Annotated in this window: 18 protein-coding genes; 10 read left to right on the forward strand and 8 right to left on the reverse strand. The window is 62.4% G+C overall.

Annotation, left to right across the window (positions count from 1 at the left end):
• From RN01_RS29295 to RN01_RS29330, 8 genes are all read right to left on the reverse strand, one after another.
• The coding region (locus tag RN01_RS29295; protein WP_039016811.1) for a recombination protein NinB at positions 1–272 on the reverse strand (272 nt) is incomplete at its 3' end.
• 102 nt (positions 273–374) lie between these two features.
• Positions 375–536 (reverse strand): hypothetical protein, encoded by a 162-nt coding sequence (locus RN01_RS34155; RefSeq protein WP_156149794.1) that lies wholly within the window; start codon positions 534–536, stop codon positions 375–377.
• 42 nt (positions 537–578) lie between these two features.
• On the reverse strand, positions 579–980 hold the full coding sequence (locus tag RN01_RS29300; RefSeq protein ID WP_017515704.1) for a hypothetical protein: 402 nt from the start codon (positions 978–980) through the stop codon (positions 579–581).
• Positions 980–1,540 (reverse strand): hypothetical protein, encoded by a 561-nt coding sequence (locus tag RN01_RS29305; RefSeq protein WP_017515703.1) that lies wholly within the window; start codon positions 1,538–1,540, stop codon positions 980–982. Before RN01_RS29305 ends, RN01_RS29300 begins: the two co-directional genes overlap by 1 nt.
• A 7-nt stretch (positions 1,541–1,547) precedes the next feature.
• A complete protein-coding gene (gene dnaB, locus RN01_RS29310) occupies positions 1,548–2,939 on the reverse strand; it encodes a replicative DNA helicase (protein ID WP_024570359.1) in 1,392 nt (463 codons plus the stop codon).
• Positions 2,936–3,739, reverse strand: coding sequence for a hypothetical protein (locus RN01_RS34400; RefSeq protein WP_017515772.1), 804 nt, complete (start codon positions 3,737–3,739; stop codon positions 2,936–2,938). The genes dnaB and RN01_RS34400 overlap by 4 nt, the downstream gene beginning before the upstream one ends.
• Positions 3,739–3,960, reverse strand: a complete 222-nt coding sequence (locus RN01_RS29325; RefSeq protein ID WP_017515771.1) for a hypothetical protein — start codon at positions 3,958–3,960, stop codon at positions 3,739–3,741. The genes RN01_RS34400 and RN01_RS29325 overlap by 1 nt, the downstream gene beginning before the upstream one ends.
• A gap of 70 nt (positions 3,961–4,030) precedes the next feature.
• Positions 4,031–4,453: a hypothetical protein gene (locus RN01_RS29330; protein ID WP_133258039.1), complete on the reverse strand. Its 423-nt coding sequence runs from the start codon at positions 4,451–4,453 to the stop codon at positions 4,031–4,033.
• Between the two features lie 294 nt (positions 4,454–4,747).
• On the opposite strand from RN01_RS29330, the gene RN01_RS34405 reads away from it, so the two are divergent.
• From RN01_RS34405 to RN01_RS29380, 10 genes are all read left to right on the forward strand, one after another.
• The gene (locus RN01_RS34405; RefSeq protein WP_197067589.1) at positions 4,748–5,611 is read left to right on the forward strand and encodes a helix-turn-helix transcriptional regulator; all 864 of its coding nucleotides are present in this window, start codon (positions 4,748–4,750) and stop codon (positions 5,609–5,611) included.
• 39 nt (positions 5,612–5,650) lie between these two features.
• Complete coding sequence (locus tag RN01_RS29345; protein WP_017515717.1) at positions 5,651–6,130, forward strand: hypothetical protein; 480 nt, start codon at positions 5,651–5,653, stop codon at positions 6,128–6,130.
• 162 nt (positions 6,131–6,292) lie between these two features.
• Entirely contained in the window at positions 6,293–6,604 is a 312-nt protein-coding gene (locus tag RN01_RS29350) for a hypothetical protein (RefSeq protein WP_024570354.1), read from the forward strand.
• Between the two features lie 28 nt (positions 6,605–6,632).
• A complete protein-coding gene (locus RN01_RS29355; RefSeq protein WP_017515206.1) occupies positions 6,633–6,893 on the forward strand; it encodes a hypothetical protein in 261 nt (86 codons plus the stop codon).
• Positions 6,894–6,905: 12 nt separating this feature from the next.
• On the forward strand, positions 6,906–7,085 hold the full coding sequence (locus RN01_RS29360) for a hypothetical protein (RefSeq protein ID WP_017515207.1): 180 nt from the start codon (positions 6,906–6,908) through the stop codon (positions 7,083–7,085).
• 189 nt (positions 7,086–7,274) lie between these two features.
• Positions 7,275–7,421, forward strand: coding sequence for a hypothetical protein (locus RN01_RS34160; RefSeq protein WP_017515210.1), 147 nt, complete (start codon positions 7,275–7,277; stop codon positions 7,419–7,421).
• Between the two features lie 22 nt (positions 7,422–7,443).
• The gene (locus tag RN01_RS29365) at positions 7,444–7,716 is read left to right on the forward strand and encodes a KTSC domain-containing protein (RefSeq protein ID WP_017515211.1); all 273 of its coding nucleotides are present in this window, start codon (positions 7,444–7,446) and stop codon (positions 7,714–7,716) included.
• 29 nt (positions 7,717–7,745) lie between these two features.
• Positions 7,746–8,600: an ERF family protein gene (locus tag RN01_RS29370; RefSeq protein WP_017515212.1), complete on the forward strand. Its 855-nt coding sequence runs from the start codon at positions 7,746–7,748 to the stop codon at positions 8,598–8,600.
• Positions 8,593–10,200: a YqaJ viral recombinase family protein gene (locus tag RN01_RS29375; protein WP_039016812.1), complete on the forward strand. Its 1,608-nt coding sequence runs from the start codon at positions 8,593–8,595 to the stop codon at positions 10,198–10,200. Before RN01_RS29370 ends, RN01_RS29375 begins: the two co-directional genes overlap by 8 nt.
• Positions 10,201–10,245: 45 nt before the next feature.
• Positions 10,246–10,749, forward strand: coding sequence for a hypothetical protein (locus RN01_RS29380; RefSeq protein WP_017515484.1), 504 nt, complete (start codon positions 10,246–10,248; stop codon positions 10,747–10,749).
• Positions 10,750–10,879: the final 130 nt, after the last annotated feature.

Genomic DNA, 10,879 nt, shown 5'->3' on the forward strand with positions numbered 1-10,879 from the left:
ACGAATCCTCCATCGAGACCAGGCACGGCCTTCTGCCGGCGCAGCGCGGCGGTGAAGACGTCCTTCCATTCGTCGGTGGTCAGCTTCTGGCCGTGCCATTCGACCTGCTTCGAGACGTCCGACAGCATCGGCCACAGCTTCGCGTTCTGGTCGAGCGTCCGGGTCGGCTCGCAGATGGTGACGACATAGCCGTCGGGAGCTCCGCGAATCGCCAGCTCGGCGCCAGCGCGCGCCTGCCGGTGGGACAGGATGAAGATGCGCTTGTCGCTCATACCGGCCTCGCCAGACGGACGCCATTCCAGCGCATGCAGCTCGACGAGCGGTGGCCAAAGCCGCCGCAGCGAATGCAGTACCCATTCCAGTCACTTCGCATTTCAGTCTCCTTCCGGTGCCGGCACAGTGCGCAGCTCTTCGATCTTCGGAAGCCGCTCGTCGCGGTCCATCTGCACCAGGCTCATGAGCAGCACGCCGAAGCACGTGCCGGCGATAAAGACGGCGATGCAGATGATCACCACGTGCTCAAAGGCCAGATTCATGGTTGCTCCCTTGTGAGTTGAAATTCAGCTTTCCTGCATCCATCACGCGGCCTCCGCTGGGTCGTTGGTGATCATCACGTGCCGCATGGTCGGCAGACGGATGTCCGCCGGCCGGATACCCCAGACTTCCAGCAGCGCCGCGAAGGGGCCGGTTGGCCGGCGCCGAGCCACCATCGGGTTGTGCGTCTGCACCTTCGGCTGGTAGGCCTGCATGGCGGCCAGGTCGACGCACGACCATTCGATGGGAGCCGTGCCGGCGGAAGCGCGCTCGAGCTCGCGCGGCTGGATCAGTCCGCGCTTGCGCATCGCCTTGAGGCCTTCGCTGACGCCCTGCCGCGTGAAGCCGTATTGGGTGGCGAAACGCGTGGCGACGACCTTCTCGCCGCGGAGAAAGACGCCACGCAGGACCTGCTGCAGGGATTGCGGTTGTTCGAGGATGCCCATCAGCTTTCCTCCCGCTGCGCGTACTCGAGCAGCGCCAGCGCATCGGCATGGTTGTCGTCGACGACGCGGTGGCCGCGCTGGCGCATGGCTGCCACCATGGCGTCCTTGTTGGCGTTGCCCTTCCCCGTCGCCGACTTCTTGATGACGGGCACCGGCACGCCGACCAAACGGATGCGGTTGCGATCGGCCCACGCCTGCAGGTGCGCCTCGAAGCCGCCGTACACGTGCGCGGCCTGCACCGCGGTGTGCCGGAGCACCAGCTCGTAGTACACGGCATGGATCTCGCCGGCCTGGCGCGCGCGCTCACCGAGCCACGCTGCGAACTTGAGCCAGCGCTGGCCGGGACCGTCGAGGCGCTTGGGCGCAAACGACTCGCTGCCGCTGTGCAGCTTCCCGTCGCGCAGGCCCAGCGCCCAGCCCGTAGTGGTGCCGATGTCGATGGCCAGAATGTTCAGATTGCAGGTGGGCGTACCTACTTCTGCGAGCGCGATGTCCGTTTTCGGCGCCTCATTTGAGGTCGAAATATCGGAAGCGACGATCTCTTCGAACAGGTCGGTCATGGATGCCTCACAGTTCCGCAGCGATGCCGCGTTTGCGGACGGCCGGGCCGTGACTCAGCATCGGCAGCGGCCCAGTCCATTCATCGAACTTCGTGACCGGCCCCTTGTAGAGCAACGGCACGTCGCAAAGCGCGCCATTCCGGTTCTTACGGATCAGAACCTCGGCGTAACCCTTCAGGTCCGAGTTGTTCGGGTCGTACATCTCCGGGCGGTGCACGAACATCACCACGTCCGCGTCCTGCTCGATATCGCCCGAGTCGCGCAGGTCGGACAGAATCGGCTTCCGGTCAGGGCGCTCTTCGTTCTTCCGGCTGAGCTGCGCGAGCGCGACGACGGGGATCCCCAGCTCCTTGGCCAGCGACTTCAGGCCGCGCGAGTACGCGCCGATCTGCTGCGTGCGCATCTTTTCCTCGCCGCCAGACATCAGGCCAAGGTAGTCGACGATCAGCACGTCGAGGCCATGCTTGCGCTTGTGCGCCTTGGCTTTGGTCTTAACATCGAGCAGCGACATGGCCGGCGTGTCATCGATGGCGAAACGCATGCCGCCCAGGTTCTGGACTGCCCAAGTCAGGCGCGGCCAGTCCGCGTCCTGCAGGCGCCCAGACAGCAGCGCCGACAGGTTGATGCCGCCGCGATTGGCCAGCGCGCGGGCAACGATCTCGGAATCGGACATCTCCATCGAATCCAGCAGCACGCTGCGACCGGCGTGTGCGATGTTCAGCCCGAGGTCGGTGGTCAGCGCTGTCTTGCCCATCGACGGGCGGCCGGCCACGATCACCAGGTTGCCGTCATGGAGACCGCCGTTCAGTGCACGGTCAAGGGCATCAATGCCGGTCGAAATGCCGGGTTCAATCCGGCTGTGATAGCGCTCGTCGACCTGCTCGACAACCGGCACCAGCAGCTCGGCGATCATCTTCGGCTCGCTGCGCACGCCGACCGACGCCAGTTGGGCGAGCAGCGACTGCGCCTTGTCGACGACTTCTGCGCCCTTCATCGGGCTCGGCGTCTCAACGAGCTCGAGTACCTTGCGCGCAGCTGTAGCGGTCTCCCGGAGCAGCGCGCGGTCGCGCACGATCTCGGCGTAGCGGCTGACGTTCGCAGCGCTCGGCGTGCTCTGCGCGACGGCGTTCAGGTACTGCAGGCCCCCGGCACGTTCTGCCTGTGCATTGGACTGGAGCATTTCGAAGACCGTGATCACATCGGCCGGCTTGTTCGCCGAGACCAGGCGGATCACCGCAGAGAAGATCAGCCGGTGATCGTCGCGGTAGAAGTGCGCGGCTTCCAGCCCGTTCAGGCGGTCGATTGCATCGTTGTCGAGCAGCAGGCCGCCCAGCACGGCCTGCTCGGCCTCGACGCTGTAAAGCGCCCGGGCCTGTGGAAAATCATCGATCGCGTTCATGCGGCATCCTCGTTGTGGTACCGCTCTTCGCGGATCTTGGTGAAGTTCTCGGCCTTGACGATCCAGTCGAGGCTGACAAGGAAGGGCTTGCGGCCTTCCTGGGTCTTAGCCCGACCGGTGAGGAACTTGGATTGCGAGACGTACGTGAAGAAGGTCCGCCAGTACTCGAGGTTCTGGCGCTTCGGGTCCTCATTCCATCGGCCACGCAGTGCCTGCTGCCTGCTGGGCGTCCAGTCACGGATGGACGGACACATCGGCAGGATCTCGTGGTAGAGCGCGATGATTTCCTGATGCGGGCATTCAGGACGAGCAGCCTTCGACTTCGACTGCACCGCGTCGCCCAGCGTGAAGTCGTCAGCGGGGTCGCTGTCGACAACTACTCCGTTAGGAGTAGTAGAAGAAGACTCTTCTCTTCTCTCCTCTCCTCTAGTCCCGTTTTTGTCCGCTTCTGATGCGGACAAACGTCCGGCTCGTTTGCGGTCACTATCCTGTGCTCGACGTTTCGCTGACTGGCCGTTGTGCTTGTCAAACTCAGGCAGGACAAGGCCTCCCGGGCAATCTTCCAGCCAACCAACCGTCTGCATCGCAGTAGCGAAGCCTTGCCAGCCGATCAGATCGTCGACCGTCGCCAAGCTGTAACCTTCGAGTTGCCCGTCAGTTGAGTGCGCATCGAACAGACACCAAACGGACATCAGTCCGCCAACTGTCCTAAATCTGTCCGCTTTCAATGCGGACGAAATGCGGACAACTTTCGGATGCGTGAAGAGGTCGGTCCGCATCTTGATCCAGTCACCAGCCATTACCGCGAGCCCCCCGCCGTCTTCAGGTATTCAGCGATCGCCTGCTTCAGTTCGGCGCACAGCTGTACGCGCACGGCGCGCGATTCAGCGACAGTCATGCGGTGGCAAAGCTCGTCGATGTGGGCGTGCTGGCGGGCTTCGGTGGTCAGCGGCGCGGTATTGAGAGCGCGCCGGCGAGTGCCGCGCGTCTTGGCCCGCTGTGGGCCAGTGAGCTGTTCCATGATTCCCCCGGGATTTCCGGTAAATGCTTTCGTTACTACGTCCGTGGTGCCTTTGACGGGCACTCGCGGATCAAGCCGCTGCCTTCCCCAAGATGCGTGCCCTCAGCTCTGCAGCCTTTCGCTCCGCTTCGTGCAACTCGCGCAGGTCATCGCAGAACATCAGGTCACGCTGGTACGCGATCCACTGGGTCAGAAGCGTGTGCCCCACCAAACATTCGAACCGCGCGATCGCAGTGATCGGCAGATGCCACACTTTCCCGGAACCATCCTTCCCGTTCTTGATCTTGCTGAACTGAGACGGAGAGAGGCCCAGGTAGCCGGCATAGGTCTTTTCCATGAACTTGTACCGGCTCAGTTCAATGGCTTTGCGAATTAGCGACGACTCATCGCCGATGGCCGCCACAATTTCCTGATCAACCGATTGAGGACGTTCCATAAGGCACATCAGAGGAATTTCCAGTTGAGTGGCATCACTTGATAGTTGAATGGACACTTGCGCCTCGCCTAAAAAAGAAGGCATCAACCCGATGCCCACGGCCCCGCGTAATGCGATACCTACTTTCGAATCTTCTTCTTTGCCCCGCGACTCGATGTGCCGACTGGCGGCTGAGCGTCGTCGCTGGCGTCCTGGCTATGGGTAAGTTCTTTCAGGAAAAGAGACGGGTGAGCGAGCTTTACGGAGGGCGGAACTCCTCTTACCCTCCAGTTGTGGACTCGCTGGATCCCGCCCCGCTTGAGGTCGTAACCCAGCAGCTTTGCGACTTGGGCTGGACCCCCAAGGCTCTCGATGAGTTGCCAGTCAGCGTGGACGGCGGTCGGTTTCGCGTTCATGGCCTTATTAAACATGATGTTTAATTGGAAGTCAAACGCCACGTTTATCAACAGAACGTTTACTCGTGAGAACATCCGCGCCATGCACGAAACCATGGTTCGCCTCTATGAGGCAGCGAAGACACTTAAGGGGCTAGAAACGCCTACCGATGTGGCGCGAGCACTCAATCAGTCGCAGCAGACCGTCAATAACTGGGAACGAAGAGGCATTTCCCAGGGCGGAATGCTTAAGGCCCAAGCTGAGATTGGATGCAGCGCTACTTGGCTGCAGACAGGCATTCCGCCTATGGAGGCTGTCAAGCAAAAATCCGGCTCAAGTCAGATTGAAGAAAAACTTAACGAGAGCTCTGGAGCGCCTGCTTACAATGTGTCGCGGCTGCCCGACCCGAATATCCCGGTAGGCAGCTCCCCCGCGCGTCCTGTGTATGTCGTGGGGCGGGCCAATGGCGGCCTTCCTGAGAGGATTTGGACTGACGGCGGTTACCTGGTGGGCGCAACTGAAGAATACGCAGTGCTGGCGACGGACGATCCGCACGCCTTCCTTACGCCGATCATCGGCACGTCAATGGCTCCCGTTTATAACCCAGGCGATTTCGCTTTCGTCGAGCCAGGCACGGAAGTGGATCTAGGTGACGATGTTCTAGTGCGCCTGAAGACCGGCGAGACCCTCCTCAAGAGACTGCTAGTTCGGCGTGCTGATGGCCTTCAATTGGGGTCGTATGGCGAACCTGGAACGCTGTTTTTTAAGCCGGATGAGATCACGTGGATGTACTACGTTGCGCATCCAGTAAGGCGGAAGAAGATCAAGACGCGGTTCTAACTCCCTGCGATCTTCGCGGGGTATGGGGTGGGGTCAAAAATGAAAAAGCTGTTGTGCGTTTTTACTGTCGCGGTCTTGGCAGCATGCGGGAAGGGCGAAGAGCCAAAGCAGCTGCAATCCTCGCCACAGTCGGCTAGCAAAGATGCAGTCGCGGTGCCTGCGCCGCCGTCCAGGCCGGCCCACCTCTACTCCTTGGAAGAGGATGGCGAATACGGCTATGAACCGAGCCTCAGTGAGGATGAACGTAAGGCCGGCAAGGCGGCTTCAGCCCTGATTATGGTGCGCTACTTGGGCGTTAAAGACGGTTCACACACGGTCGTGATGGCTGTCGGCAATGGGGCTACCGACACGTTCTCTTGCAAGTCGCCATGCGAGTTCATCAAATCGAAGATCGCCATCAACGGGCAAACCATCAAATCCGAAACGGTGCGCAACCCCGGAAACGCCGTTATTTCAGCAGTTATGATCGATGCCATGAACGGCCAGCTAAAGCCATATAGGCGCAGTACTCGCTCGTAACTTCCTCCCGCTCCGGCATTAGCCCACCTTCGCGGTGGGCTTTTTGTTGCCCAGAAACTACACATGTTGTTTCGTCATGATCACGCAAACTAAACACCGTGTTTGACATTCGTCTAAACATAGTGTTTAATTGGGTCCATCAACCAGCCGATGGAGTGCAAGATGATCACGAAGAGCAAGCAAGCATGGCAGGTCGGCCAGCAGGTGAAGGTTGGCTTCCTGAGCGGCCTAACGGTCGTCGCCAAGGTCGCTACCCCGGGTGATTTCGCCCCGGACGCCTATGTCCTGGTGCGCGGCGAGCAGTTCTACTCTTTCGTCCCCCACAACGGCATCAGCAAGATCTCGGCTGCAGAGGCTCGCGACCTGGTCGAACAGGGCAAGCGCGCTGCCGCAGCAGCTGCAGCTCGTGCTGCTGAGCAAGCCTGCCGCGTCATCGGCGCCGCCAAGCTTGCTGCCGAGCTGATGTCCGCCTGACCACAACTCCACTCACAAGGAGCCGGTCATGAGCAACCTGCACCCTATTTTCCAGACCGCCCTGCGCGGCATCGCCCCGCCGCAGTTGCCGGCAGGCGTGCGCAGCCGCGTCATCCGCTGCGATTCGACGCACGAGATCGAGTACCGCGGCCTGAACCGTGAAGCCGTGCAGCAGGCCGCGCAACGGCGCGCCAGCGGCATCGACGCGTACCGCTCGCCCGCCGTCTCCACGTCGCGCCTCGACGGCAACGAGTGGGTGACGACGCTGCGCTATTACACCGTCGATTGAACGAGGACGGCCGTGATCCTCCACCACTACGGCGACAGCAGCTATCCCATGGTCTTCGACGTGGTCGACGACTTCGGCAGCGTGCTGCAGATCGAAAAGAATCACGCGGTCTGCGGCCAGGCCTGCATCTACCGCATGTCGGCACTGGATGACGCTGACCTAGCTGCAACCTTCTATGGGGCCGCGCAATGAACCGCGATTTCTTCTACATCGCCCTGCTGATCTGCGTCGCTCCGCCGCTGGTGGTGCTGAGCGCCACGCTGATCTCGATGGTGTCGCAATGAGCCGCGCTGCGATCAACCGTAACAACCGCTGGCTCACGCGCGCCGCGCTGGTGGCGCTGGGCTACTGCCTCGTCTACTCCGTCGCACAGGTGCTCGCATGAACTACGACCCGGACTCGAATCAGCTGCTGGCCATCGCGAAGCGCAAGCGCTCGATCGAGTACGCCTGCGCGGCCGGCTTCTGCATTGCTGCGCCCGTCATCTGGTACGTCGCCGTTGCCATCCGCGCCGGCGCCCTGTTCTGACCTTTCCCACCTGGAGACCACCATGGAAACCACCGCACCCGCGATCGCCCTGCAGCAAGTCGAGTCGTCGCAGATCCACAGCATCGGCCATGACGCCGAGACGAACACGCTGGCCATCCGCTTCAAGAACTACAAGGGCGAGGCCACCAGCCTGTACCACTACGGCAACTTCACCGCCGAAGAGTTCGCCGCGTTCAAGACGGCCGAGTCGATCGGCTCGCACTTCGGCAAGCACATCAAGCCGTACGACAAGAAGTACCCGTACGTGAAGGTCGACGCAGCGCCGGCCGCCTGACCCCCGTCCACCACCAGGAGATCCACATCATGTCCACCGCTGTCGTCGAAGACGTTATCGACGTCGATACCGCCCCGCTGCGCGCCGCAGCGCTGCCGGCCACTCGCCAGTCTGGCGCACTCGCCCACTCCGGACCGGTCACCCCCGACACCCTGCTCCTGATCGCGGTGGAGAAAGGCGCCGATCCCGAGTACATCGGCAAGCTTCTGGATCTGCGCGAGCGCGGCATGGCCATGGCTGCGCGCCAGGCCTACGTGGGCGCTATGGCCGCGTTCAAGACCGAGCCCATCACGATCCGTCGCAGCAAGGAAGTCGGCTATCGGACGAAGGACGGCGACTTTGTGGGCTACTCGCACGCCGAACTGTCGGACGTCACCGATGCCGTGGGCCCGGCCATGGCCAAGCACGGCCTGAGCTTCGCCTGGAACATCCTGCAGGGCAACGGCCTGATCACTGTGGAATGCGTCGTCACGCACAAGGACGGCCACTCCGAGAAAGTAGTGATGTCTGGGCCGCCGGACAACTCAGGCAAGAAGAACGTCATCCAGCAGACCGCGTCGACGATTACCTACCTGCAGCGCTACACCCTGCTGGCCGTGACCGGCATGTCGACCAAGGGCATGGACGATGACGGCGCAGGCGGCAGCGACGACGCACCAGCCGGCGGCAGTCAGCCGCGCCAGGAGCGACAAGGAAACGACGGTTCCGCCGCCTCCACCTACCCGCAAGAACGCTTCGACGAGAACAAAGCCAAGTGGCGCGACCTGATTCTCGGCAAGAAGAAGACCCCCGCACAGATCATCGCGACCGTCGAATCCAAGGGCGTGCTGATGACCGAAGCCCAGAAGAACACGATCGACTCTTGGAGCCACGAGAATGACTGACCACATCGTCCATACCCTGCTGCAGGGCTCTCCCGAGTGGGAAGCCTTCCGCTTCGACTACCACGGCGCCAGCGAGGCGGCGGCCATGCTCGGCCTGTCGCCGTACATGAAGCGAAACGAGCTTCTGCACATCAAGAAGACGGCCATGCCGAAGGAGTTCAGTGACTTCGTGCAGGAGCGGATTCTGGACCGTGGTCACGAACTGGAAGCTATGGCCCGCCCGCTGGTCGAGGAAGACCTCGGCGAAGAGCTGTATCCGGTCACGTGCTCGCTGGGCAAGGAATCGGCATCGTGCGACGGCCTGACTATGGCCGGCGACATCGCGTTCGAGCACAAGCAGTGGAACGAAGATCTGGCGCTGGCGGTAGAGAACGGCAACGTCCCGGACAGCCACATGCCGCAGTGCCAGCAGATCCTGATGGTCACCGGCGCCGAGCGTGTGCGCTTCGTTGTGTCGGACGGTACGCGCGATCGCTTTGTCTGGACCGATGTCTCGCCGGACCCGAAATGGTTCGACCGCATCCGCGCCGGCTGGGCCCAGTTCGACAAGGACGTGGCCGAGTATGAGCCGCGCGAGCAGGAAGTGAAGCCCGTCGGCCGCACGCCGGAAACGCTGCCGGCCCTGTTCGTCGAGGTGCGCGGCCAAGTCACGGCCAGCAACCTGCGCGAGTTCCGCGAACACGCCATCGCCGTGTTCCAGGGCATCAATCGCAACCTGTCCACCGATCAGGACTTCGCGGATGCCGAGAAGACCGTCAAGTGGTGCGGTGAGGTGGAAAGCAAGCTGGCCGCCGCCAAACAGCACGCGCTGTCGCAGACGGCCAGCATCGACGAGCTGTTCCGCACGATCGACGATATCAGCGCCGAGGCCCGCCGCGTGCGGCTGGACCTGGACAAGCTGGTCACGCAGCGCAAGACCGAAGTGAAGGAATCGATCATCCGCGGCGGCCGCGAGGCTTACGCCAAACACATCCAGTCGTTGAAGGCCGAAACCGGCGGCGCCTGGGTGGAACTCGGCGCGCCGGACTTCGTGGGTGCCGCCAAGGGCAAGCGCTCGGTGTCGAGCATTCAGGATGCCGTCGACACGCTTCTGGCCAACGCCAAGATCGAGGCTGACGCCTCGGCGAAGCGCATCCGCGCGAACGTTGTGTTCCTCGACCGTGTGATCGAAGGCTACGAGTTCCTGTTCGCCGATCGCGTTGGGCTGGCCACGAAGCAAATCGAGGATCTGCGCCTGGTGGTGTCGAGCCGTATCGATAAGCACAAGGCCGACGAGCTGCGCAAGGAGGAAGAGCAGCGCGAGCGCATCCGCCGCGAAGAGCAGGCCAAGCTCGAGCACGAGGCCGCGGAGAAGCGCGCCGCCGAAGAGAAGGCCGCTCGCGTAGCCGAGCAAGCCGCGGCCCCGGCGCCCGCCCCTGCACCGGCACCTACGCCGGCCGCACGTCCTGCCACCGTCGCACGCCAGGCGCCGGCACGCCGCCCCGCCCCTCCAACCCGTCCGACCGACGCGGAGATCATCGCCGCGCTGGTCAGCCACTTCGAAGCCACCGAAGTGCAGGTTGTCGGCTGGCTCTGCGAAATGGATTTTTCCGTCGCCTGACTACCACCGCGCGATCACCCTCTCACCCATCACCGGAGCCGACAAATGCTCGAACTCGATACCGATCTGGTCAAGATCAACCACGTCAACCCGCGCAACGAGAAGCACGGCGAGGATTCCGTGCTGGCGGTCGACCTGAAGCTGCAGGCGCGTCTTTCGAACGACGTGCTGTCGCTGTTCTCGTCGACGCTGAAGTCCGCCTTCTATCACAAGGACGAGGCCGTGCAAGGCGACCTGGTCACCGACGCCGGCTACCTGCCGAACCTGAAAAACCCGGCGCTCGGCACGGTGAAGTGGGACGGCTCGTGGGAACACCAGCGCCTGGTGATCCACAACGGTGTGAAGGCCGAGTTCGACATCGTCCTCGACGAGGCAAAGGTCAACAAGCTGTCGTTCGACTTTCAGGAAGGCGGCACGGTGTTCGTCAACTTCCGCGTGCAGGCGCACCCCGACGAGTCCACGGCTGCGAAGCTGCTGGCGCTGCTCGGGCAGGAAGTGCACATGAGCCTGGACTACGAAGACCCGCCCGAGATGAAGGAAGCGGCGTAACGATCAACGGGGGAAAGCGGATGCCGCTGGTGGCAGTGCTGGGACGGCAGACAGCCAGCGGATGCAGCGATTACCCCACCCTTTATCTGAGACGAGCAGAGCGATGAAGGCAATTTTCGTAGATCACTTC

This window comes from Cupriavidus sp. SHE, from assembly GCF_000812445.1.
Lineage (GTDB): Bacteria > Pseudomonadota > Gammaproteobacteria > Burkholderiales > Burkholderiaceae > Cupriavidus > Cupriavidus metallidurans.